Origin of the sequence: Methylocystis sp. ATCC 49242, from assembly GCF_000188155.2 — a bacterium.
GTDB lineage: Bacteria > Pseudomonadota > Alphaproteobacteria > Rhizobiales > Beijerinckiaceae > Methylocystis.
This window is the reverse complement of the sequence record NZ_KE124774.1, coordinates 53,817-77,980: the sequence shown is the minus strand read 5'-3', so window position 1 is coordinate 77,980 and position 24,164 is coordinate 53,817. Positions and strand designations below refer to the sequence as shown.

Here is a 24,164-nt window from a genome sequence, read left to right as displayed (position 1 = left end):
CGGACGCAAGGGCCCGATCGCGCATACATGCCCCTCCGCGCGATCGGGCCCGTTTCTTTAAGGCAGAAGCTTCCGGTTCAACTTGCCGTTGGCGTTGCGCGGCAAAGCGTCGAGAAAAGTCACGGAGCGCGGGCGCTTGTAGGCGGCGAGATGCTCATGGCAATGCGCGAGGATCGCGGCCTCGTCGCGCGGCGCGCCGTCGCGCATCACTACATAGGCCCTGATGATCGTCGCGTCGGCGTCGCGGCCGGGACGCTCGGCGGCCGCGGCCTCGGCCACATGGTCGAAGGCGAGCAGGCATTTCTCGACTTCCGCCGGCGACACCCGGAAGCCGCCGGCGTTCATCACTTCATCAGCGCGGCCGTGATGGTGCATGTAGCCTTCGGCGTCGAACTCGACGAGATCGCCGGAGACGAACCACGCGCCGCGGAACGCCTCGCGCTCCTCCTCGGGACGGTTCCAGTAGCCCAGCATCAGGCCCGGATCATCGCGCCGCACGGCGAGCACGCCGGTTTCCCCGGACGGCAGCGGCGTCTCGCCGCCCTCCTGCGGCAGCGCCGCGACCACCCGCCCCGGCTGCGGCCGCCCGGGCGAACCGGGATGCACGGGCGTGGTCGGTCCGCTGGAAATGAAAGTCGAGCATTCGCTCATGCCGAAGGCTTCATAAATCTCCTTGCCGGTGCGCGCGCGCCAGTCGGCGAGCAGGCTCGGCGCGAGCGCGGCGCCGGCGGAAAGTCCATGACGCAGGCTGGAAAGATCGGCTTTCTCGGGCGCGGCGTATTTGAGCATCTGGCGATAGACGCCCGGTACGGCGGCGAAGACCGTTGCGCGATGCTCCTCGATCAGACGCGGCCAGACCGCCGGGTCGGGATGGCCGTTATAGAGCACGGCGGACCCGCCGGCCGAAAGCGGGTCAACGATGCCGACGCCGAGCGTATAGGTCCAGTTGATCGCGCCGGCGTGGAGCATCACGTCGCCGGGGCCGAGCCCTGTCCAGTGCTCTCGCATCGGCCGGCGGCCCCAGGCGGCGCGGTGGGCGTGCAACACGCCCTTGGGCCGGCTCGTGGTGCCTGAGGTGTAGACGAGATAGGCGGGATCGTCCGCAGCGGTGTCGGCGTAGCCGGGAAGCGGCGCGCTTTCGGCGAGGCGCCCGAGATCGGCCCCGCGTAGGACGGTGACGCCCGGCGCGTCATGCGCTTCCTCCTCGAAGGCCGCGCCCAGCGCCAGAACCGAGGCGCCGCAGTCGCGCAGAAGAAAATCGGCTTCCTCGAAGGTGAGCTGCGAAGAGGCGAGCAGCGCCACATAGCCCGCGGCGATGGCGCCGAAATAGGCCAGCGCCGCGTTGGCCTCATTGCCCATGCGGATCATCACCCGCGCGCCCGGCGCGAGGCCGAGGGATTGCAGCCCTGCGGCCAGACGCCGCACCCTGAGATCCAGTTCCGCATGCGTCCAGCGCAGCACATGGTCGTCGCCGACCACCGTGATGGCGGTCGCGTCCGGCCGCAGCCGGGCGTTGTCGGCGAGGCAATAGCGGGCGAGGTTGAAGCGGGGCGGAACGGGCTCGCGCATCAGTCGAACAGGCTCGACACGCTTTCTTCCTTCGCCGTGCGGGCGATGGCCTCGCCGATCAGAGGCCCGATCGGAATGACGCGAATATTATGCGCGCCGTTGATCGCGTCTGTCGCGCGGATCGTGTCGGTGATGACGAGTTCCTTGAGCTTCGAGGCCGCGATGCGCTCCGCCGCCGCGCCGGAAAGCACGCCATGCGTGATGTATGCGTGCACCGACTCGGCGCCGGCGGCGAGCAACGCTTCGGCGGCGTTGCACAGCGTGCCGCCCGAATCGACGATGTCGTCGACGAGGATGCAATTGTGCCCCGCCACGTCGCCGATGATGTTCATGACTTCCGACTCGCCGGCGCGCTCGCGACGCTTGTCGACGATGGCGAGCGGGGCGTCGATGCGCTTGGCGAGCGCGCGGGCGCGCACCACGCCGCCGACGTCGGGCGAAATCACCATCGTGTTCTTCAGCAACGCATGCGACTTGATGTCCGCGACCATGACCGGCGCGGCGAAGAGATTGTCGGTCGGGATATCGAAAAAGCCCTGCACCTGACCGGCGTGAAGATCGACCGTCAGCACGCGGTCGGCGCCGGCGCGGGTGATCAGATTGCTGACGAGCTTGGCCGAGATCGGCGTGCGCGGACCCTGTTTGCGATCCTGCCGGGCGTAGCCGAAATAGGGAATGACCGCCGTGATGCGGCGCGCGGAGGCGCGGCGCAGCGCGTCGATCATGATCAGCAGTTCCATCAGATGGTCGTTCGCCGGAAAGGACGTGGACTGGATCACGAAAGTGTCCTGGCCGCGGACGTTCTCGAGAATCTCGACCCAGATTTCCTGATCGGCGAAGCGCCGCACCTGGGCGCGGCACAGGGGAATATTGAGATGCGCCGCAATCGCCTCCGCGAGCGCCCGGTTCGAGTTGCCCGCCAGAAGTTTCATCGCCGCCATCGACTCTTCCTCACCCCTTTGAAACACCGCGGCGTATTAGCAGCCGCGGCCGTCGCGAACAATATGACGTTTCCGTGGCGCCGGGTCGCGTGGGGTCCGCCGCTCATGATTGCGTCACGGACGGGTAATGTTCTAAATGTCAGTTTGCCGACGGTCGCGACACCCTTCTACCGGGTCCGGACCGTGGCGCGGGCCACACTCAACCCCGGATTTGCAGGCGCTCTCGAATATGACGGTTTGTTCCAGCGTTTCGGATCCCCTGATCCTGCCGGCGTCGCCCGGCGACACGCGCGTGGTCGTCGCCATGTCGGGCGGGGTGGATTCCAGCGTCGTGGCCGCGCTGCTCAAGGAACAGGGCTATGACGTCGTAGGCGTCACGCTACAGCTTTACGACCATGGCGAGGCGACCCACCGCAAGGGAGCCTGCTGCGCCGGACAGGACATTCAGGACGCGCGCGCGGTGGCGGCGCGGCTGGGCATTCCGCATTTCGTGCTCGACTACGAGCGCCGCTTCCGTGAGAAGGTGATCGACGAATTCGCCGCCTCCTACGCCAGCGGCGAAACGCCGGTCCCCTGCGTCGCCTGCAACCAGTTCATCAAATTCGCCGATCTCTTCGAAACCGCGAAGGATCTCGGCGCCCATGTGCTCGCGACGGGCCACTACATCTCTTCGCGCGACGATGGCGAAGGCGGGCGCGCGCTCTACCGGGCGAAAGACGCCTCTCGCGACCAGAGCTACTTCCTCTTCGCCACGACGCGTGAGCAACTGCGCATGCTGCGCTTTCCGCTCGGCGACTACACGAAGGCCGAAGTGCGCGAAATGGCCCGCAACTACGGACTCGAGGTCGCGGACAAGCCGGACAGCCAGGACATCTGCTTCGTGCCGAGCGGCCGCTACACCGACGTTGTCGAGCGCCTGGCGCCCGACGCCGTGGTTCCCGGCGACATCGTGCATGTCGACGGCCGCGTGCTTGGCCGACACGCCGGGGTTGTGCATTACACGATCGGCCAGCGCCGCGGGCTCGGCCTTGGCGCCTCCGTCGCCGGCCGCGACGCCGAGCCGCTGTTCGTCGTGCGCCTCGACGCCGCCAGGGCCGAGGTCGTGGTCGGGCCGCGCGAGGCGCTGGAAACCCGCGCCGTTGCGCTACGCGACGTGAACTGGATCGGTTCTGGCGAGTTTAACGATATGCCGCCACAGGGAATCGACATCATGGCACGCGTGCGCTCGACGCGCCCACCTGTCCCCGCCCGACTGATCGCCCGCGAGGACTCGTCCGCGACTGTGGTTTTCGCCGCCAGCGAATTCGGCGTATCGCCGGGCCAGGCCTGTGTTTTCTATGATCGCGCCGACGATGCGGCGCGCGTGCTCGGCGGCGGTTTCATCGCCGCTGTGGAGCCGGCACGTACGACAATTGCACCCATGGCGCCGCCGCGGCGCGCCGCAACTGCGCAAGGGGCGCCAAGATGAGCGAAGCACGAAATATTTATCGCGAAGCCGACGCGCTCGACAATTGCGACGTCGAGGCCGCCTATGCGCGCTGGGCGCCGATCTACGACCTGACCTTTACGGCGCTGCTGCGCCCCGGCCGCCGCGCCGCCGCCGCCGCGGCCTCGAAGGCCGACGGTCCGATTCTCGACGTGGGCGTCGGCACCGGTCTCGAACTGCCGATGTTCGACCGCGACACGCAAATCTATGGCGTCGACCTGTCCGAGCCGATGCTGCGCCGCGCCGCCCATCGCGTCGCGCGCGAGCGGCTGACCAATGTTCACGGACTCGCCAAGATGGACGCGACGCGAATGGCTTTCGCCGACTCGAGCTTCGCCTGCGTCGTCGCGCCTTACGTCCTCACCGTCGCGCCGGAGCCCGAGGCGATGCTCGACGAACTCGCCCGCGTGGTGCGCCGGGGCGGGGAGATCGTGCTGGTCAACCATGTGAGCCGCAAGGACGATCCGCTCGCTGTGCTGGAGACGTTCCTCGACCGGCACGTCGCTCCGAAGCTCGGCTGGAGACCGCAGTTTCCGTGGTCGACGATCGGCGACTGGATCGATCAGCGCGACGACATGACCCTCGTCGAACGCCGCCTGCTCGCGCCCTTTGGCCTTTTCACGCTGGTTCGCATCCAGCGCCTGCAGGTGGAGCCCGCAACGGAGACGGCGCCGGAGCCCGCCGAGCTGGAATACGCCTGAAGCCCACTGGCGCAAAGCCCCGGTCGTCGCTAGATTAGCAGAGCGGCGCTGCGGGGTTCGTGCAGGACTATTATTCCCCGGGGCCTTATCGATCCTTATGGGAGCTGTCCCTGGCCTTGCCCGTGGGCTTGGTCATATGGCGCCCACCTACGTTGTAGGTTCCCGGGATCGATGTCCCACGGCTCACGTGGCCCGCGCTTTCTCTTTCTTCGACGATCAGACGCCCGACCGCCATGACCGACGTGAAAACCGATCTGCGCCGGCATTCGCTCGCGCGCCGTGACCTCGTGTCGCCGCAGGAGGCGCATGAGGCGGCCGCCGCCGTCGCGAAGCGCGGCCTTGCGCTCGTGAGGGAGATCGCGAGCCAAGCCGGCTCCACGGCGCCCGTCGTCTCGGTCTACTGGCCGATCCGCAGCGAACTCAACACGCGCCCGCTGATCGAGGCGCTTGCCGGCGACGGCTATCAGGTCGTGCTGCCGGTGATGCACAAGGTTCGTCATCCCCTCGTCTTCCGCGACTTCGCGCCCGGCGACGATCTCGTGAAAGGGCCGTTCGGCCTGTCCGAACCCGCCGACGACAAGATCGCACGCGACCCGGACATCATTTTCTCGCCGCTCGCGGCTTTCGACCGCCGAGGTTTCCGGCTCGGATATGGCGGCGGGATCTATGATGCGACGCTCGCCGAACTGCGGCCGAAGAAAAAGGTCGTCGCCGTCGGCGTCGCCTATTCCTGCCAGGAGGCCGACCACGTGCCGACCGAGCCGCACGACCAGCGGCTCGATTATCTGATGACCGAGCGGGAACTGATCACGCCGCGCTGACGCGGCGATTCAACTCGCCTTTCCGCTCACTCCCGCGCTCTCGAATGTCGCCATGTCGCGATGGCAGGCGAGCGCTGTCTTGATGATCGCGATGGCGAGGCCGGCGCCGGAGCCCTCGCCCAGACGCATACCGAGATCGAGCAGCGGCTTCTTGCCGAGACGCTCCAGGACATCGGCATGCGCGCCCTCCGCCGACACATGACCGGCGACGCAATGCGCAATAGCGTCGGGCGTGATCGCATGCAGCAGCGCCGCCGCCGCGCAGACGACATAGCCGTCGAGCACGACCGGAATGCGGTTGAGCCGCGCGGCGGTGATCGCGCCCATCATCGCCGCAATTTCCCGCCCGCCGAGACGCCGCATGATCTCGAAGGGGTCGGAAAGATGCGGCCCGTGCAGCTTCAGCGCCGCCTCGATGGCGGCGTTCTTGCGCGCAAGACCCGTGTCATCGACGCCCGTTCCGCGCCCCGTCCAGCGCGAGGCCGGCCCGCCATAGAGCGCCGTATAGATCGCCGCCGCGACGGTTGTGTTGCCGATTCCCATCTCGCCGGGCGCGAGAAGGTCGACGCCATCCTCTATCGCCGCCGTGCCATAGGCGAAGGTCGCGGCGGCCTCGCGCTCATCCATCGCGGGCGCTTGGGTGAAATCCTGTGTCGGGCGCTCCAGCGCGAGTTCATAAACCTTCAGCCCGACGCCGTGGGCCTTGCAAATCTGGTTGATCGCCGCGCCGCCGCCGGTGAAATTCGCCACCATCTGCTCCGTGACGCTCGCCGGAAAGGCGGAGACGCCTTGCGCGACGACGCCATGGTTTGCGGCGAAGACAGCGACGAGCGGACGCTCGATCGCGGGCTCCGCCCTGCCCTGCCACGCCGCGAGCCACTCGATGATCTCCTCCAGCCGTCCAAGCGCCCCCGGCGGCTTGGTGAGTTGCGCGTCACGCGCGCGAACGGCCGCGACGCTCTCTTCGCTCGGCGTCGGAAGATTGGCGAAAAGCATGCGGATTTCTTCGAAGGGGCGGATGTCGGCGTGCATGGTTTCTCGAATTGGGAAGAGAGACCATGCCTTAATGGGTTTCAGGAGGATTTGCGAGCGTCGCTATCCTCGCGTCGCCTCGAACGCCTTCAACGCCCGATCACGCGCCTTCGCATGGTCCACGATCGGGCGTGGATAGGTCTCGCCCAGTCGCACGCCCGCCGCGCGCAAGACCTCCTCCGGCGCCTCCCACGGGCAATGGATGTGGCGCGCATCGAGCCTTGCGAGTTCGGGAACATAACGGCGCAAGTAATCGCCCTCGGGATCGAATTTCTCGCCCTGCAGAACGGGATTGAACACGCGAAAATAAGGCGCGGCGTCGGCGCCGCAGCCGGCGACCCATTGCCAGCCGCCGCTATTGTTGGCGAGATCGGCGTCGACGAGCGTGTCCCAGAACCAGCGCTCACCCTCCTGCCAGGGGATCAGCAGATGCTTGACGAGAAAGCTCGCGGCGACCATGCGCGCCCGATTGTGCATGTTGCCTGTGATCCATAATTCGCGCATCGCGGCGTCGACCAGCGGATAGCCCGTCTGGCCTCTGCGCCACGCCTCCAGCGCCGCGGCGTCCTCGCGCCAGGGAAAATCGCGAAACCGCTCGTCGAGCGCGCGCTCGGGCATCTGCGGATTTGCGACGAGCAGATGATGGCAGAACTCGCGCCAGCCGATTTCGCGCAAATAGGCCGCGCCTGCGTCGCCTGCGGCTTCCGTTATCTCCGCCCATATCCGCCGCGGCGAAACTTCGCCGAAATGCAGATGGGGCGACATGCGCGAGACGCCCTCGCGGGCCATGAAGTCGCGGTCGATCTTGTAGTCGCGCACGCGCTTCTTCGCGAATTCGGCAAGCCGCTCGAGCGCTGCGTGTTCCCCGGCCCGCCAGGTTTCGCGCAGGCCGCCCGCCCAATCGGGTTTCGTCGGCAATAGACGCCAATCGGCCAGCGCGTCGCTCGCCGGCGGCGGCGCGGCGGTCAGTTTCTTCGGAGCCGGCAATGGCGCGTCCGGCGCCTCCGCCGCAAGACAGGCGCGCCAGAAAGGGGTGAAAACGCGGAAGGGCTCGCCCTGCTTGTTGCGCAAGCCGCCCGGCTCGAAAAGCAGCGAGCCGTTGAAGCTTTCGACCATCACACCGCGCGCGCGCAACTGCGACTTGATTTCGCTGTCGCGACGCATCGCCCATGGCTCGTAAAGCCTGTTCCAGTAGACGGCGCCGGCGCCGGCGTCGGCCACGATATTTTCGAGCACGAATTCCGCGCGCCCGCGTCTCAGTGTGAGCGTGACGCCCAGTCGCGCAAGGTCGTGCGCAAGCGCCGTCAGCGAATGATGCAGCCACCAGCGGCTCGCCGAGCCCATGCGCCATTCGCCGGCGCTTTCATCGTCGAGCACGTAAAGCGCAATAATCGGCGCGCCCGAGCGCGCCGCCGCCGTCAGCGCCGGATTGTCTGCAAGACGCAGGTCATTGCGAAACCAGACGACAGCGGGCGCGCTCATTAATGCGCTCACCCCCGCTTCGCGTGACTGATGCCGTAGAACATGTAGATCGCGAGACCGATTCCGGTCCAGATCAGCAGCCGCAGCCATGTTTCGAGAGGCAGGGCGACCATCAGCGCGAGGCAGGAGCCGATGCCGAGGATCGGCATGAACGGAATGCCCGGCGCGCGGAAGGGACGATGCATTTCGGGATGCGCGCGGCGCAAATGAATGACGGCCATGCAGACGAGGCAGAAAGCCGCAAGCGTGCCGATGCTGACCATTTCGTCGAGAATGTCGATCGGCAACAGACCCGCGGCCAGCGCGACGAAGAAGCCGATCATGATCTGGCTCACCGCCGGCGTGCGGAAGCGATCATGCAGTTTCGCGAAGACGGGCGGCAACAGACCGTCCTGCGCCATGGCGTAGAAGACGCGCGTCTGTCCGAAGAGCAGCACGAGGATCGCCGTCGTTAGACCGGCGAGCGCACCGAATTTCACGACCCATGAAATCCAGGTCTGGCCGGTGCGATCCATCGCCAGCGCAATCGGATCGGGAACGCCGAGCTCCTTGTAGTTCACGACGCCCGTCGCGACGGCCGCGACGGCGACGTAGAGAACCGTGCAGATGACGAGCGAGCCGAGAATGCCGATCGGCACGTCGCGCTGAGGCGTATGAGCCTCCTGCGCGGCCGTCGAGACGGCGTCGAACCCGATATAGGCGAAGAAGACGACGGAGGCGCCGCGCACCACGCCGCTCCAGCCGAATATGCCGAATTCGCCATTGTTCTCGGGCACGAGCGGCGTCCAGTTGGCGAAATTGACATGCGCCGCGCCAAAAAAGATCACCAGCAGCACGACGGTGACCTTTATGGCGACGATGATGTTGTTGAAGGTCGAGGACTCCGTCGTACCGCGCACGAGGATCATCGTCAGGAGGAAGATGATCGCCGCCGCCGGCACGTTGAATACGCCATGCACGGTCTCCGGTGGCGCATGCGCGCTTGCATGGGCGAAATAGGCGGTGGTGAACTCGGGCGGCAGATTTATGCCAAAGCCCTGCAGCACGCGATTGAAATAGCCGGCCCAGCCTACCGCGACGGTCGCGGCGCCGGCGGCGTATTCCAGCACGAGATTCCAGCCGATGATCCAGGCGAAGATCTCGCCGAGCGTCACGTAAGTGTAGGTGTAGGTGCTTCCCGCCACCGGAATGAGCGCGGCGAGCTCCGCATAGCACAGCGCAACGAAGGCGCAGGCGAGGCCGGACAGCAGGAAGGAGACCGTGACGCCGGGGCCGGCGAACTTCGCCGCCGCCGTGCCGGTGAGCACGAAAATGCCGGCGCCGATGATGCCGCCGATGCCGAGCGCCATCAGCGACCCCCAGCCAAGCGCGCGCTTGAGACCGCCGCCCTCACGTTCTGCGTCGTTTTCCGCAATGATCGCTTCCAGCGATTTCCGCGTCAGATAGTTTTTTCGCGCGACTTCGGACAAGGCCGTCGCCCTTTCGCAAATGCGCGGCGCAATTATCGTTTCGCGCCACGGGAGTGAACTCGCGCCGATTATGGTTGCGGCGCCGAAAGATACAAGCGGAAAAGGTCTAGTCCGGCTATGCGCCGACGCAAGCGGTCAACCCGCGGCGGACTCCCGTCCGTCGACATATTGCAGCACGATCTGCGCCGCGCGGGCGCTGGGGTTGTCGCCGGCCTCGCTGAGGCGTTCGCGCACTCGCGCAAAGGCGGAAAGCTGCCTCGCGCGTGCGGCGCCGTCTTCGAGCAGCGACGCGATCGCGTCGGCCACCGCACGCGGCGTCGCCGCCTCCTGAAGAAACTCCGGAATCGCGTTTTCGCCGATGACGAGATTGGGCAGCACGATCGAATCTACCTCGATCAGAAAACGCAACAGCGACTCGGCTGGCGAGACCTTGTAAGCGACGGCCATCGGCGTGCCGGCGAGCGCAAGCTCCAGCGTTGCGGCGCCCGAGGTGACGAGCGCCGCGCGCGCATTGCGAAAGGCCGCGAATTTCTCCTGCTGCGTGATCAGGCGGGGTGCGAGTGGCCAGTCGCGTAGCGCGTCGCGCAACGTCCTCTCCATATTCGGCGCCACGGGAATGGCGACTTCGAGATCGGGACGTTCGCGCATCAGAAGCTTGAGCGTCTCGCCGTAAAGCGGCGTCATGCGCTGGACTTCCGCAACGCGCGAACCCGGAAGGACGAGGAGCAATGGCCGATCGCGCCGCGAGGCGTCGCCCGGCTCCCCGCTTTCGTTTCCTTCAAGCGGAGCGTAGCGCGTCAGTTCATCGAGCCGCTCGACCAGCGGATGACCGACATAGACGCAGCGCGGGCCGCCGAGCCGTTCATGCGCCTCGGGCTCGAAAGGCATCAGGGCCAGCACGCAATCGACATAGGCGCGCATCGCCTTCGCGCGGCCGGGGCGCCAGGCCCAGACGGTTGGGCTGACGTAATCGACGATCGGCATGCGTGGCCTCTCGCGGCGAACCTTGCGCGCGACGCGATGGGTGAAATCAGGCGCGTCGATGAGAACGAGACAGTCCGCCTGCGCGGCTATGACCGCGCGCGCCGTTTCATTGATGCGCGCGATGAGTTTAGGGAGGCGCCGGATCACGGGCGCGAGACCCATCACAGCAATATCGGCAAGCGGAAAGAGGGAAACGAGCCCCTCTCGCGCCATCGCCTCGCCGCCTACGCCAATGAAGCTCGCGTCAGGCCGCGCGAGGCGAAGCGCGCGCATCAAAGCCGCGCCGAGCGCGTCGCCGGAGGCTTCGCCCGCGATGAGAAAAATGCGCGGAGCTTTCACGCGTCGTCGCCGCGCGCGCGTGGCGCGCAAAGCGGGCGCGTAGACGGAGCCCGCAGAAAATCGATGATCTGCGCGACGTCGGCGTCGCCCGCGAAGGCTGCGGCGACCTCGTCGATGCGCTCGGTGAGCGCCCGCGCATCGTCTCTCGCAAAGAGCCGGCGATAGGCTTCACGCAGACGGGCGATGCGCTCATTCGAAAAACCGCGCCGTCGAACGCCGACCAGATTGACGCCGAAGAGATGCGCGCGATTGCCGCCCGCGAGACCGAAAGGAATCACGTCGCCCTCGACGCCCGCCAGCCCGCCGATGAAAACATGCGCGCCGATGCGCACATTCTGATGCACGGCGGTCCCGCCGCCGATCATCGCATGGTCGCCAATCTCGACATGGCCGCCGAGCAACGCCTGGTTCGACAGCACGACGCCCTCCCCGAGCCGGCAATCATGCGCGACATGCGAATAGGCGAGGAAGACGCAGCGCGCGCCGACCAGCGTGCCTGCGCCAACGCCGGCGTTGATCGTCACGCCCTCGCGCACAACACAGTCATCGCCGATCGTCACCGCGCCCTCGGCCAGCGCGGCCTTGAGATCCTGCGACGGCGTTCCGATCGAAACGAATGGAAAGATACGCGCGCCCGCGCCGATGCGCGTGCGCCCCGAAATCACGACATGGGATTGGAGAACGGCGCCGGCGCCGATCTCGACGCTCGCGCCAATATGACAGAAAGGCCCGATGACGACGCCGTCATGCAGGCGGGCGCCGTCCTCGACGATTGCGGTGGGATGGAGCGTCGCGCTCATTCTTCCCTGATGCGCCGCGCGCTTCAGACCCCCATCATGGCGCTGATGGTCGCTTCGGCAACGAGCGCGCCATCGACCATCGCGCGACCCTGATACCACCAGATGTTTCGCTTCTGCGCCGTCTTGGTCATGTGGAATTCGACACGGTCGCCCGGCGTCACGGGCTTGCGGAACTTCGCATTGTCGATCGTCATGAAATAGACGAGCTTCGGCTTCTCCATCTCGCCCTGCGCGCGCATGACGATGACGCCGGCCGTCTGCGCCATCGCCTCGATGAGCAGCACACCCGGCATCACCGGCCGCTCGGGGAAATGGCCCATGAACTGCGGCTCATTGATGGTGATGTTCTTGACGCCCACGCAGGATTCGTCGCCGCGAATGTCGACGATGCGATCGACCAGCAGAAACGGATAACGGTGCGGCAGACAGCGCATGATCTGCGATATGTCGGCACTCTCCAGCGTCGCGCCGGCGGCTGTCTCAGTCATATTTTTCCTCCCCGATGAAACCGCGGGCGACTGCCGCGCCCTTGCCGGTTGTATTACATCGGTCTGTCCCGCCGCGCCATTTTGTCGAGCATGGCTTCCGCGCGCAAATGCCGGCGCAAAGGCCGGGCGGGGGAGCCGCCAAAGCGCGCGCCGGGCGGGACGTCGCGCATGACGCCGGATTTCGCCGCAATGGCGGCGCCCTCACCGATCGTCAAGTGGCCGGCGATCGCGGATTGGCCGCCCAGCGCGACAAAATCGCCGATCTCGCAGGAGCCCGCTATGCCCGTCTGCGCGACGATGGCGCAGAAACGGCCGATCACGACATTGTGGCCAATCTGCACGAGATTATCGATCTTCGTGCCCTCGCCGATGATCGTGTCGCGCGTCGCGCCGCGGTCGATCGTTGTGTTGGCGCCGATTTCGACGTCGTCCTGGACGATGACGCGCCCCAGTTGCGGCGTCTTTAGATAGCCTTTTTGCGTCGGCGCAAAACCGAAGCCGTCCTGCCCGAGCCGCGCGCCGGGATGAATGATGACGCGATTGCCGACGAGCGCGCAAATGAGACTGGCGTGCGCCCCGATGGAGCAGTCGCGGCCGATACGCACGTCCGGCCCGACGACCGCATGTGGTCCGATAGTCGTGCCGGACCCGATTTCCGCGCGCGGGCCGATGAAAGCGCCGGGATCGACAGTGACGCCAGGCTCCAGCCGCGCCTCCGGATGAACGACGGCGCCGGGCGACACGCCGCTGGCGGCAAACAGCGAGCCGGGGCGCAACGCCTGCGGAAAGAGCAGCGCCGTCGCGCGCGTCATGGCCCGGTATGGCTGCTCGACAACGAGGCCGATGACGCCCTCAGGCAGAAGCGGAAGATGCCGTTCACGCAGAAAACAGGCGGTGGCGCGACAGCAGGAAAGCGCCTCGGCGTAGCGTGACGAATCGAAGAAACACAGATCGCCGGCGCGAGCCGCCTCCAGCGGAGCCACGCCTGTGACGACGGTCGATGCGGGCGACTGGTCGGCGTTGCGGATTTCCGCCTCCGTCGCTTCGGCAATTTCGGCGAGCGTGAACGGACGGGACAATTGGAAGAAGGCGACGGCGCTCATGCGCGCCGCTCTTTTGGGGCGGCGCCGGAGGCAATCGCAGGCGCGGAGATAAGATTGGCGCATGCGCCGGCGGGCGGCTGCGCAAGGCAAACCGCTCGCCGGGCGCTTTTGGCCCGACGAGCTTTGCTGAGCATCAGAAGTTCGTGCCGCCAGTGAAGCGGAAGTTCTGCGTGATGTCGCCATAGACCTTCGACGTCACGACCGCATAGTCGAAGCGGATCGGGCCCATCGGAGAATTCCACAACAGCGACGCGCCGACCGACGAACGAAGCTTCATCGAGTCGGATACGGGGATCACACAGGTTCCGACGCCGAAGGCGGCCTGCGCCGAATAAGGCGCAAGGCAGGTGACGCCCGGAATGGTCGGCAGATTGTTGCTGTAGTTGGTGCGCCCCTGGAAGTTCCAGAGCGTGCCAGCGTCGGCGAACAGCGCGCCTCTCAGACCAAGATCCTTCGGCAGGCCCCACAGCGGGAACTGCACTTCGAGCGAGCCGCCGAAGTAATCGGAGCCGCCGAGGGAGTTGCCCCGGTTATTGTTGAAGCTGGTGAAGATATTCGAGTCGCGCGGACCAATGCCGCCCGGCGCGAAGCCGCGAACGAGGCTCGGGCCGAGATTGAAGTTGTCTTGAATGCGCGGCGTATATCCGCCGAAGGTCGAGAGGTCGCCGCCCTGGACGCGGGCAATGCCGACAACGTCGTCGAGATAGGGAATCTCGTGGAAGTAGCGGATGTCGCCCGTGGTGCGCAGGTAACGCGAATCGCCGCCGACGCCGGCCACGTCCTGCGACAGGGTCGCATGCCAGCCGTTGTGCGGGTTCTTGAAGTTGTCGACATTGTCGAAGGTCAGCGAATAGCCGACCAGCGACGTCAGCAACGTGCCCTGCGATTCCTTGATCGCCAGCGACGCTTCTCCGTTCGTCTGACAGTTGATGAAGAGGCTCGGCTCCGGGAAGAAGGGCGAGAAGCCAGGCGTCAGACCCGGGACCGGCGACCAACAGTCGTTATAGGGACGGCTCCAGTTATTCGGGATCGAGATCGTCGTCTGATAGATCGAATAATGGGGCGAGAAGGTCAGCTCGTCCGTGATCGGAACGCCGAAGCGGATCGTGCCGCCGACCGAGGTCGAGCTGTAGATCGAGTAGTTGTAGGCGTCCATGCGCTTGGCGAAGACGTCGAAACCCGCCGCGATGCGCTGGTCAAGGAAGTAAGGCTCGGTGAAGCTGAAGGTCACGCCGCGCGACAGCTGACCCGCCTGCACGGACATGCGCACGGCCTGGCCGCGGCCCATGAAGTTGCTTTCGGAGACCGACACTTCGGCGATGAAGCCCTGAGTCGTCGAATAGCCGCCGGAGACGCCGAAGTTGCCCGTCGGCTGATCTTCCACGTCGACATTCACAATCACGCGGTCGGGCGACGAGCCCGGCTCATTGGTGATCTTGACCTTCTTGAAGTAGCCGAGGCCGTTGAGGCGGCGCTCGGCGCGGTCGATCAGCACGCGATTATAGGCGTCGCCCTCGCCGATCTCGAATTCGCGGCGAATGACATAGTCGCGCGTGCGGGTGTTGCCGCGGATGTTGATGCGCTCGATGTAGACGCGCGGACCCTCATCGAGAACGAAGCGGATCGCGACGGTCTGGGCGGCCGGATTGCGCTCGCCGCGCGGACGCGCCTGAGTGAAGGCGTACCCCTTCTTGGCGATTTCGCGGGTCAGCGCCTCGACCGACTTCTCGACTGCGTCGCCATTGTAGACGTCGCCGGCGGAGATGCGGAGCACGTCGTTCAGCGAGGCGGCGTCCACGTCGGGCAGGTGCGATTCGACATCGACCGACGACACGCGATATTGCGGGCCTTCCTCGACAACGATGGTGATGATGTAGCCGCCCTGCGCGGGATCAAACTGCGCGTCGGAGCTCACCACGCGGAAGTCGGCGTAGCCGTTCTTGAGATAGAAGCGGCGGACGAGTTCGAGATCCGACGCGATGCGATCGGGATCATAGACGTCGCTGGACTTCAGGAACGACAGGAAGTTCATTTCCGTCGTCTCCATCATGCCGACGAGCCGGCGCGTGGAGTAGACGTTGTTGCCGACGAACTTGATCTCCTTGACGCCGGTCTTGTCGCCCTCGACGATGGTGAAGACGACATCGATGCGGCCATTCGGCAGATCGACAGTGCGATAGGAGACTTTCGCGGCCGCGCGACCCGAGCGGCGGTAGATTTCCGTCAGACGCGCAACGTCCGACTCCGCGGTCGCGGGGCTGAACGCGGTGCGGGCGCGCGTGCGCAACTCAGGCAGAAGATTCTCGGTCTTGACCTTGCTGTTGCCCTCGAGAGCGACGCGGTTGATCATATTGCCTTCGGAAACGCGCACCACGACCTTGCCGCCCTGGCGGCTGGCGGAAACGCTCGAAAAACGCCCGCTCGCGCGCAGCGCCTCGAGGCCCTGATCGATCTCGGCGGGGCTTGTTCCGGTGAAGTAAGAACGAATCATTTCAGCGTCAGCGCGCGTATTGCCCTGCACGACAATTTCCGGCGCCGCGGCGGCGGGAGCGGCGCAGGCGAGCAGGACCGCGAACGCCGCGATCAAAATTGACGAAGATTTCCAAATGCCGCTGATGGATTGCATAAAAGCCGGTCCTCGTCGCAACGACCGCCGCCCATGGCGCGGCGCGATGTTCCACTGTTTTGGCGCGCTGGCGAGCCGCGCTCCTACTGGTCCGTCGAATCTTCTACAGGGTTTAACCAACCCTGCAAATCCAGAATAAATGGTGTTTTAGCAATTTGTCGAAGGCGTGACGCCAAAGCCACGATTCATGGTCAGCACCTGGTTAACAACCGATCTCTCGTGCGTCGAAAACGCAGAAAAGCCGCGCCCCGAAAGGCGCGGCCAGACAGTATTTGCGTCGAAAAGTGGCGGAAAGACGGTTATGACGCGCCGCCGGCCAGCCTGTGGATGAGGCGCGCGATGTCATTATAGGTCGAGAAGATCATCAATGCGCCGACCATCGCGAGGCCGACCCGGAAGGCGAACTCCTGCGCGCGCTCGTTCAGCGCCCTGCCGCGCACCGCCTCTATGCCGAAGAACAGCAGATGCCCTCCGTCCAGCAGCGGCACTGGCATCAGATTGAGCAGGCCGATCGAGACAGAGAGGATCGCGATGAGGTTCATGAACGGCGCAATGCCGACCTTGGTGGCAGCCTTCGCCATCTGACCCGACATCTGCGCGATGCCGATCGGGCCCGACAATTGGTCGGCGCTCTCGCGCCCCGTGATCAGCCCGCCGACATAGACGCCTGTGCGATGCACGACCTGCCAGGTCTCGTCGACGGCCATCGCCAGCGACTGGAGCGGCCCATACCGCTCCTCGCGCACGTCGGCGGCCGCGGTCGAGGCCTGCAGGCCAAGCATGCCGATGCGGACCTTGCCTACCGCGCTGTCGATTTCACGCCAGGCGGGGATCGCCGGGAACGTCAGCTCCGCGCCGTTGCGGCGAATAACGAAAATCAGCTTCCTGTCGGCGGAGACGGAGACGATCTCCTGCATCTTGCCAAAACTGTCGATCGGCGTCCCGTCGATCGACACGACCAGGTCGCCCGGCTGGAAGCCTGCCGCCTGCCCCGCCCCGCCGGCGACGACGGAGCCGACGCGCGGCGCGAGCACCGTACGGCCATAAAACCCGAACAACGCCGCGAAAATCGCGATCGCCAGCAGGAAATTCGCGAACGGGCCAGCGAAGACGATTGCCGAACGCTTCCAGACCGGCTGTGCGGCGAAGGTCACCGCCCTCTCGGCCGCGGGCATGGCGTTCACGGCTTCCGGGTCCGGCACGCTGGCGCCATTGGCGTCACCGTGGAATTTCACATAACCGCCGAGCGGTATGGCCGCGATCCGCCACCGCGTGCCGAGACGGTCGACGCGCGACCAGAGCTCCGGCCCGAAGCCGATCGAAAAGGCGTCGACCTGCACGCCGCACCATCGCCCGACGATGAAATGGCCGTATTCATGAATGAAGACGACCACGCTGAGCACGAGGACGAAGGGGACGACGTAGGTCACGAAAGTCATCAACAGGTCCAGCACGTCTCGCCTCCGAACGCTCTCGCTTGGGCCAAACCCTCGCCGGCGCTCGGCGTGGATTGGTTACTAAAGCGTTAACATGCCTGAAGCCGCGGCCACGGCCAAGACCGTCCGCGACCTTTCTCTAACAATATGGTCAATGGCGAGCGCATCTTCCACACTTGCCGGCTCGCGGGCCGTGCCGTCGCGCAGCGCCGCCTCGCAGGCTTCCGCGACATGCCCGGCGATTCCGGCGAAAGGGATGCGCCGGTCGAGGAAGGCCTCGACCGCAATCTCATTGGCTGCGTTGAGCACGGTGGGCAGGCCGCCGCCATTGGCGAGGGCGTCGAGCGCCAGACGCAGGGCCGGAAAACGTTCAAAATCAGGGGCTTCGAAGGTGAGCGCGGCGATCTTCGCGAAATCGAGCCGCGGCGCGGGCGTGGTCAGGCGATCGGGATAACCGAGACAGTGAGCGATCGGCACGCGCATGTCCGGCGGGGCCATGCCGGCCGTCACCGAGCCGTCGGTGAAGGCAACGAGGCCGTGTACGATCGACTGAGGGTGCACGACAACCTCGAGCTTCTCAGCCGGAACGTCGAATAGGTGGTGCGCCTCGATCAGCTCGAGGCCCTTGTTCATCAGACCCGCCGAGTCGATCGTGACTTTCGGCCCCATCGCCCAGTTGGGGTGGTTGAGCGCCTCCTCCACCGACGCGGCGGCGATGCGCTCCCTGCTCCAGGTCCGGAAGGGACCGCCGGACGCCGTGACGATCATGCGCTCGATGCGCGCGGGATCCTCCCCGCCCAGCGCCTGGAAAATGGCGTTGTGCTCGCTGTCGACCGGCAGCAGCCGGACCTTCATCTTTTTCGCCATGCGCATGAAGGGAACGCCGGCGCAGACGAGACATTCCTTGTTGGCGAGCGCAACGTCGCGGCCTGCGGAAAGCGCCGCATAGGTCGGCTCGACCCCCGCCGCCCCGACGATCGCCGAAACGACCAGATCGCATTCGCGCACCGCCGCCTCTATCACCGCCTCGCGGCCGGCTGCGACCTGCGTATTGGTGTCGGACAGCGCCTCCTTGAGCTCCGCATAGGCGCTTTCGTCGCGGATCGCGGCGAATTCGGCCTTTGTCACGCGAGCGACGCGCGCGAGTTCGGCGGCGTTGGCGCCGCCGGCGACCGCCACGACCGAAAAGCCTTCGGGATCACGTTCGAGAAGGTCGACCGTCGAGCGTCCGATCGAGCCGGTAGCGCCGAGGAGAACGATGCGGCGCGGCGCGCGCGCGCTCATGTCGGAATGTCCGTTGCCCAAAGCCATCTTTTACTCGCTTACCAGAAGAACAGGCCGGCGGCCGCCGACGGGTCGCCCCGCAACAAGCCGAGAGCGGCCGCGAAGACGCTGGCGAAAATGAATCCGTCGAGCCGGTCCATCACCCCGCCATGGCCAGGGATGAGCTGGCTCGAGTCCTTCACCCCGAAGCGGCGCTTGACCGATGATTCGAAAAGGTCGCCGATCTGCGAAACGGCGGCCGCGACGAGGCCGACAAGGAAGGTCTGGACGCTCGCGAGCGCCGGACCGCCGACGAAATAGGCCGTGGCGAGGCCGAGCGCCGCGCCGCTCAGCACGCCCGTTATCGTGCCCGACCAGGTCTTGCCGGCTGATACGCGCGGCCAGAGCTTCGGCCCGCCGATCAGCCGCCCGCCAAAATAGGCGAAAATATCGGTGCCCCACACCACCGCGAAAAGGAAAGCGATGGAAAGCAGCCCGAAGTCGGGCGACTCGCGGAGGAGACAGACGGAAAAAGCCAGCGCCCCGGCGTAGACCACCCCTGCCCCGGCCCAGACGCGCCGCTCCGGCCCTGCCAGAATGGCCGCGACAAGCGCGAAGAGCGCGATCTCGGCGGCGGCTACGCCCGCCATTCCAACGCGCCCAAACGCGGCCGCGGCCGCGGCGGCCGCGCCGCCCGCCACGACCCGCGCCAGACGCCGTTCTCCGCCGATCAGTCCCTGCCATTCCCAGTTGATCGCCAGAGCGGCGGCCAGCCAGAACAGGGCGAAAACATCGCCGCCGGCATACAGGGTGAAGGCCGCTGCGGCCACCAGCACCACGGCCGAGGCGACGCGCGGTCCGAGGTCGGCGAAGCCGCCGCGCGGCGCAGGCGCGCTGCTCGAGGGGGGCGTCATGACGCGGTCGTCGCGCTGCGCGCGGGTTGGACGCGGCCGAAGCGCCGGTCGCGATGCTTGTATTCGGCAATAGCGGCGACAAGCGCTGCGTGGTCGAAATCCGGCCAGAGGATCGGCAGGAACACGAACTCCGCGTACGCCGCCTGCCACAGAAGAAAGTTCGACAGGCGCTGCTCACCCGAGGTGCGGATGATGAGGTCCGGGTCGGGAATGTCCGCCGTGTCGAGACGGGCCGCAATCGCGTCGGCGTCGATCTTTTCAGGGTCGAGCCGCCCTTCGGCCACCATTTCCGCCAGAGCGCGCGCCGCCGCCGCGATCTCCTGCCGCGCGCCGTAATTGAAGGCGACGACGAGCGTAAGGCCGGTGTTGGCCTGCGTCACCTGCTCCGCCTCGCGCAACAGGTCGGCGATCTCCGGCGCGAGGTCGGCCCGCGCGCCGATGACGCGCACGCGGACATTATTGCCATGGAGTTCGGCGAGATCGTTGCGGATGAAGCGGTGCAGCAGGCCAAGCAGGCTCTGCACCTCTTCTCGGGGACGCGCCCAGTTCTCGGCCGAGAAGGAATAGACGGTGAGATAGGAGATCTTGAGGTCGATCGCCCCGCGCACGGCGCGGCGCAACGCCTCGACGCCGCGGCGGTGACCCTCGAAGCGCGGCAGGCCGCGCGCCGCCGCCCAGCGGCCGTTACCGTCCATGATGAGAGCGACATGCCGAGGCGCCGCCCCGATTTCCGGGGCGGTCGTCGCCATCTCCAAAAAATCACTTTCCGCCATCGTTGCGTTCCGAATCGCCGTCCGATCTTAGCAAAGGATGGCGTATTGCCACGCTTCAGACTTGCATGATTTCCTTTTCCTTGGCGGCCAGAGCGGCGTCGATCTCCTTTACCGCCTCGTCGGTCGCCTTCTGGACCTCGGTTTCGTGCCTTTTCTCGTCATCCTCGGGAATGGCGTGATCCTTCAGTAATTTCTTGAGGATGTCGAGCCCGTCGCGGCGCACGTGGCGCACGGCGACGCGCGCGTCCTCGGCATATTTGTGGGCCACTTTCACGAGCTCCTTGCGGCGCTGCTCGTTCAGTTCGGGCATGCGGATGCGCAGCATCTGCCCTTCGACGGTCGGCTGCAGGCCGAGATTGGCCTCGCGAATCGCCTTGTCGACGGCGATCACCAGCGCCTTGTCCCACACCTGCACGGAGAGCATCCGCGGCTCCGGGACGCTGATCGTCGCGACCTGATTGAGCGGCGAATGCTGGCCATAGGCGTCGACATGCACCGGCTCGAGCAGGCTCGCAGAAGCGCGGCCCGTGCGCAGCCCGCCGAACTCGTGCTTGAGCGTCGCGATCGCGCCTTGCATCCGGCGCTTCAAATCCGCGAGATCGAATTTCTCCGTCATGATCTCCACAACCTGTCTTTGGTCGCCGGCGGGGTCAAGAACGGCCCGCCGTCGTGTTAATCCCGCCAAACGGCGATTTTCCCGCAACGCGCCCCGCTGGACAATGACGCGCGCCAGCCGTCCGCTTGCCGGGGAGCCCCTTATTACATGTTTTTTTCCGCCGCGCGCGGAAAGTCGAGATTTACGGCGCGACCAGCGTCGAGCGCCCGCCGCCGGCGAGCACCGAGGCGATGGCGCCGGGGTCGCCGATCGAAAACACGATGATCGGGATCTTGTTCTCGCGCGCGAGCGCGAAAGCGGCGGTGTCCATCACCGCGAGATTTTGGGCGATCGCCTCGTCATGGGTGAGCCTTTCGTAGCGCGTCGCGCTCGGATCGCGCTTCGGGTCGGCGGTGTAGACGCCGTCGACCTGGGTCGCCTTCAGCACGGCGTCGGCGGAAAGTTCGGCCGCGCGCAGCACGGCGCCCGTATCCGTGGTGAAGAAAGGATTGCCGGTGCCGCCTGCGGCGATGACGACGCGGCCCTTGTCGAGATGATGGAGAGCGGCCCGGCGCGAGAAGGACTCGCAAACGGCGGGCATGGGCACGGCGGAGAGGCAGCGCGCCTGGCGCCCCTGCATCTCTATCGCCTGCTCCAGCGCCAGGCCGTTCATGACGGTGGCCAGCATCCCGATCGAATCGGCGCGGGCGCGTTCGATGCCGCTATCCGCGCCTTTGATGCCCCGGAAGAAATTCCCCCCGCCGACGACGACCGCGATTTGATGGCCATTTTCGGCGGCGGCGGCGAGATCGCTCGCCACGCGCGCCAGCGTCGGCGCGTCGAGCCCGTGAGCCGCCTGCCCCTGCAGCGCTTCGCCGGACAATTTGACGACCACGCGTCTGAAGCTTCGCGTCGGGGCGTGATCGCGCATGTCTCTAAATCTCGCTGGCTGGAACGGGGCGCTTCCTTCATACGAACGGCGCGCCGCGCCCGCAAGTGACCGGCGTCACGATCCGCATGAACGGCCCTCCCGCAAGGACGCATCAAAAAACCCGGGCCGCTCGCGCAGCCCGGGCCTCGATCTCGAAATCGAAGGGGAATCAGCCCTTCGCGGCCGCCGCCACTTCCGCGGCGAAGTCGCTAGTCTGCTTCTCGATGCCTTCGCCCAGCGCATAACGCAGGAACCCCTTGATGGCGATCGGCGCGCCGGCCTTGCCCTCGAGCTCCTTCACCGCCTGCGCGACGGTCTTGCCGTTATGGTCGGGGTGGTTCGAAACCTGATCGAGCATGCAGACTTCCTTGGCGAAGGTCTTGATGCCCGAATCGATGATCTTCTCCAGCACATTGGCCGGCTTGCCGGCGTTCTTCTCGGCGAGCAGCTTCTTCTCGCGCTCGACGATCGCCGGGTCGAGGCCGGAGGCGTCGAGGGCCTGCGGATTGGCCGAAGCGACATGCATGGCGAGCTGGCGGGCCAGCGTGGCGAGCACTTCCTTGTCGCCCTTCGACTCCAGCGCGACGATGACGGCGATCTTGCCCTGGCCGTCGACGACCTGGCCATGCACGTAGCGGCCGACAACCCCGTCGGCCACGGCGAGCGAGGCGGCGCGGCGCAGCGTGAGGTTCTCGCCGATGGTCGCGATGGCGCTGGTGATGTTCTCGGCGACCGTGCCGCCGCCCGGGTAGGCCTGCGCGCCGAGCTCCGCGGCGTCGGTCTTGCCGGTCTTCAGGGCCACCTCGGCGATATTCTTCACCAGCGTCTGGAAGTCCGCGTTGCGCGAGACAAAGTCGGTTTCGGAGTTCACCTCCACGACGACGCCACTGGCGCCGGCGGTCAGCGCGGCGACGAGGCCTTCGGCCGCGACGCGGTCAGCCTTCTTGGCGGCCTTGGAGAGGCCCTTCTTGCGCAGCCAGTCGACCGCCGCCTCGAACTCGCCGTCGGTCGCGGTCAGCGCGGCCTTGCAGTCCATCATGCCGGCGCCGGTGCTTTCGCGCAGTTCCTTCACGAGGGCGGCGGTAATCGTTGCCATGGTCGAAATTCCTTCTTTTCGAGGTCGGGCCGTTTCGCAGCCGCGCAAACACGCGGCTTGCCGGCCTGGGGCGATATTGCGTCGGGCGCCGGCTCTGGTGGAGCCGGCGCCCGATAGCTTGAAGACTGCGGGTGACGAACGAACGCGTCAGGCGGACAGAAGCGTACGCGCCTGATCGATCCAGCCGTCACGGGCGATGCGGCCATTGAGCTTGAGATCGGCGTCGACCTTCTCGACATCGGCCGGCGTCATCGCGGCGAGCTGCCAGTAATGGAAGATGCCGGCGTCATTGAGCTTCTTGACGAGCTGCGGGCCGACGCCGTTCAGCTTGGCCAGATCGTCGGGGGCGCCGCGCGGGGCGGCAAGGAGCTCGAACACCTCGGCGGAAACATAGGCTTCGCCGGCGTCGCTCGCCGCGACCGCAGCCTCCGCCACCGGCTCCTCGGCCGCGCCGAGGTCCACGCCGAGCGAGCCCTGGCTGCGGGAGATGCCGTCGATCGCCGCCCTGGCGATGAGATCGCAGTAGAGAGCAATCGCACGGCCAGCGTCGTCATTGCCGGGGATCGGATGCGTGACGCCGTCCGGATCACAGTTGGTGTCGAGCACCGCCACGACCGGGATCTTGAGGCGATTCGCCTCCTTGATCGCGAGCTGCTCCTTGTTGGTGTCGATGACGAAGATCAGGTCCGGCGTGCCGCCCATGTCGCGGATGCCGCCGAGCGCCTTTTCGAGCTTGTCGCGCTCGCGGGTCAGCAGGAGGCGCTCTTTCTTGGTCACGCCCGAGGCGCCGGCCGACAGCATTTCGTCCAGCTTGCGGAGACGGTTGATCGAGCCCGAAATCGTCTTCCAGTTGGTGAGCGTGCCGCCCAGCCAACGGGAGTTGATGTAATATTGCGCGCTGCGCTTGGCGGCGTCGGCGATCTGGTCCTGCGCCTGGCGCTTGGTGCCGACAAAGAGCACGCGGCCGCCCTTGGCCACCGTGTCGGAAACGGTCTTCAACGCCTGATGCAGCAGCGGAACCGTCTGCGCGAGGTCGATGATGTGGATGTTGTTACGGGCGCCGAAGATATAGGGAGCCATCTTCGGGTTCCAGCGATGCGCCTGATGGCCGAAGTGGGCGCCGGCCTCGAGAAGGCCGCGCATGGTGAAGTCGGGAAGCGCCATAGTTTTTTCTCCGGTTGAGCCTCGGCGAAAGCAAGGATTTAGAGGCCGGAGACCGGCCACCGGAAACGACGCCTTGAATCAGACGCCGTAATACCTTCGCCTGTGGAATGCGCGCGCTTATAGGGGAACCGCCCGCCCGGGGCAATAGGCT

Annotated in this window: 21 protein-coding genes and 1 other RNA gene; 4 read left to right on the top strand and 18 right to left on the bottom strand. The window is 66.2% G+C overall.

The window, feature by feature from the left end; all coding sequences use genetic code 11:
• Positions 1–57: 57 nt before the first annotated feature.
• Complete coding sequence (locus tag MET49242_RS02275; protein ID WP_036280313.1) at positions 58–1,569, bottom strand: acyl-CoA synthetase; 1,512 nt, start codon at positions 1,567–1,569, stop codon at positions 58–60.
• Complete coding sequence (locus tag MET49242_RS02270) at positions 1,569–2,501, bottom strand: ribose-phosphate pyrophosphokinase (RefSeq protein ID WP_036286590.1); 933 nt, start codon at positions 2,499–2,501, stop codon at positions 1,569–1,571. Before MET49242_RS02270 ends, MET49242_RS02275 begins: the two co-directional genes overlap by 1 nt.
• Positions 2,502–2,739: 238 nt before the next feature.
• Here MET49242_RS02270 and mnmA point away from each other — a divergent pair, with 238 nt between their 5' ends.
• From mnmA to MET49242_RS02255, 4 genes are all read left to right on the top strand, one after another.
• Positions 2,740–3,978 carry a tRNA 2-thiouridine(34) synthase MnmA gene (mnmA, locus tag MET49242_RS02265; RefSeq protein ID WP_036280310.1) on the top strand — a complete coding sequence of 413 codons (1,239 nt, stop codon included), beginning with the start codon at positions 2,740–2,742 and terminating at the stop codon, positions 3,976–3,978.
• Entirely contained in the window at positions 3,975–4,697 is a 723-nt protein-coding gene (locus MET49242_RS02260; protein ID WP_036280307.1) for a class I SAM-dependent methyltransferase, read from the top strand. The genes mnmA and MET49242_RS02260 overlap by 4 nt, the downstream gene beginning before the upstream one ends.
• 42 nt (positions 4,698–4,739) lie before the next feature.
• Positions 4,740–4,894: non-coding RNA, 6S RNA (gene ssrS / locus MET49242_RS23830), on the top strand.
• A gap of 36 nt (positions 4,895–4,930) precedes the next feature.
• On the top strand, positions 4,931–5,518 hold the full coding sequence (locus MET49242_RS02255; RefSeq protein ID WP_036280305.1) for a 5-formyltetrahydrofolate cyclo-ligase: 588 nt from the start codon (positions 4,931–4,933) through the stop codon (positions 5,516–5,518).
• A 9-nt stretch (positions 5,519–5,527) separates the two neighbouring features.
• Here MET49242_RS02255 and cobT read toward each other — a convergent pair whose 3' ends face one another.
• The 16 genes from cobT to MET49242_RS02175 all read right to left on the bottom strand — a co-directional run bounded on the left by cobT (position 5,528) and on the right by MET49242_RS02175 (position 24,013).
• Positions 5,528–6,550, bottom strand: a complete 1,023-nt coding sequence (gene cobT, locus MET49242_RS02250; protein WP_036280303.1) for a nicotinate-nucleotide--dimethylbenzimidazole phosphoribosyltransferase — start codon at positions 6,548–6,550, stop codon at positions 5,528–5,530.
• Positions 6,551–6,613: 63 nt separating this feature from the next.
• Entirely contained in the window at positions 6,614–8,032 is a 1,419-nt protein-coding gene (locus tag MET49242_RS02245; RefSeq protein WP_036286588.1) for a deoxyribodipyrimidine photo-lyase, read from the bottom strand.
• Positions 8,033–8,040: 8 nt separating this feature from the next.
• Positions 8,041–9,501, bottom strand: coding sequence for an amino acid permease (locus MET49242_RS02240; protein ID WP_036280300.1), 1,461 nt, complete (start codon positions 9,499–9,501; stop codon positions 8,041–8,043).
• 135 nt (positions 9,502–9,636) lie between these two features.
• Positions 9,637–10,824 (bottom strand): lipid-A-disaccharide synthase, encoded by a 1,188-nt coding sequence (gene lpxB / locus MET49242_RS02235; RefSeq protein ID WP_036286583.1) that lies wholly within the window; start codon positions 10,822–10,824, stop codon positions 9,637–9,639.
• Positions 10,821–11,624: an acyl-ACP--UDP-N-acetylglucosamine O-acyltransferase gene (gene lpxA, locus MET49242_RS02230; protein WP_036280298.1), complete on the bottom strand. Its 804-nt coding sequence runs from the start codon at positions 11,622–11,624 to the stop codon at positions 10,821–10,823. Before lpxA ends, lpxB begins: the two co-directional genes overlap by 4 nt.
• Before the next feature lie 23 nt (positions 11,625–11,647).
• Entirely contained in the window at positions 11,648–12,112 is a 465-nt protein-coding gene (gene fabZ, locus MET49242_RS02225) for a 3-hydroxyacyl-ACP dehydratase FabZ (protein ID WP_036280295.1), read from the bottom strand.
• A gap of 53 nt (positions 12,113–12,165) precedes the next feature.
• Positions 12,166–13,215 (bottom strand): UDP-3-O-(3-hydroxymyristoyl)glucosamine N-acyltransferase, encoded by a 1,050-nt coding sequence (gene lpxD, locus MET49242_RS02220; protein ID WP_036286582.1) that lies wholly within the window; start codon positions 13,213–13,215, stop codon positions 12,166–12,168.
• 133 nt (positions 13,216–13,348) lie between these two features.
• Positions 13,349–15,841 carry an outer membrane protein assembly factor BamA gene (gene bamA / locus MET49242_RS02215; RefSeq protein ID WP_036280292.1) on the bottom strand — a complete coding sequence of 831 codons (2,493 nt, stop codon included), beginning with the start codon at positions 15,839–15,841 and terminating at the stop codon, positions 13,349–13,351.
• 299 nt (positions 15,842–16,140) lie between these two features.
• Positions 16,141–17,280, bottom strand: coding sequence for an RIP metalloprotease RseP (gene rseP / locus MET49242_RS02210; protein ID WP_192815613.1), 1,140 nt, complete (start codon positions 17,278–17,280; stop codon positions 16,141–16,143).
• Between the two features lie 78 nt (positions 17,281–17,358).
• Positions 17,359–18,588 carry a 1-deoxy-D-xylulose-5-phosphate reductoisomerase gene (dxr, locus tag MET49242_RS02205; RefSeq protein ID WP_036280287.1) on the bottom strand — a complete coding sequence of 410 codons (1,230 nt, stop codon included), beginning with the start codon at positions 18,586–18,588 and terminating at the stop codon, positions 17,359–17,361.
• A gap of 11 nt (positions 18,589–18,599) precedes the next feature.
• The gene (locus tag MET49242_RS02200; protein WP_036280285.1) at positions 18,600–19,454 is read right to left on the bottom strand and encodes a CDP-archaeol synthase; all 855 of its coding nucleotides are present in this window, start codon (positions 19,452–19,454) and stop codon (positions 18,600–18,602) included.
• Positions 19,451–20,227, bottom strand: coding sequence for an isoprenyl transferase (locus MET49242_RS02195; protein ID WP_036280283.1), 777 nt, complete (start codon positions 20,225–20,227; stop codon positions 19,451–19,453). The genes MET49242_RS02200 and MET49242_RS02195 overlap by 4 nt, the downstream gene beginning before the upstream one ends.
• A 55-nt stretch (positions 20,228–20,282) precedes the next feature.
• On the bottom strand, positions 20,283–20,843 hold the full coding sequence (frr, locus tag MET49242_RS02190; RefSeq protein WP_036286581.1) for a ribosome recycling factor: 561 nt from the start codon (positions 20,841–20,843) through the stop codon (positions 20,283–20,285).
• A 181-nt stretch (positions 20,844–21,024) separates the two neighbouring features.
• Positions 21,025–21,753, bottom strand: a complete 729-nt coding sequence (gene pyrH / locus MET49242_RS02185) for a UMP kinase (RefSeq protein ID WP_036280280.1) — start codon at positions 21,751–21,753, stop codon at positions 21,025–21,027.
• A gap of 169 nt (positions 21,754–21,922) precedes the next feature.
• Entirely contained in the window at positions 21,923–22,849 is a 927-nt protein-coding gene (gene tsf / locus MET49242_RS02180; RefSeq protein WP_036280278.1) for a translation elongation factor Ts, read from the bottom strand.
• 147 nt (positions 22,850–22,996) lie between these two features.
• A complete protein-coding gene (locus MET49242_RS02175; RefSeq protein ID WP_036280275.1) occupies positions 22,997–24,013 on the bottom strand; it encodes a 30S ribosomal protein S2 in 1,017 nt (338 codons plus the stop codon).
• Positions 24,014–24,164 lie beyond the last annotated feature (151 nt).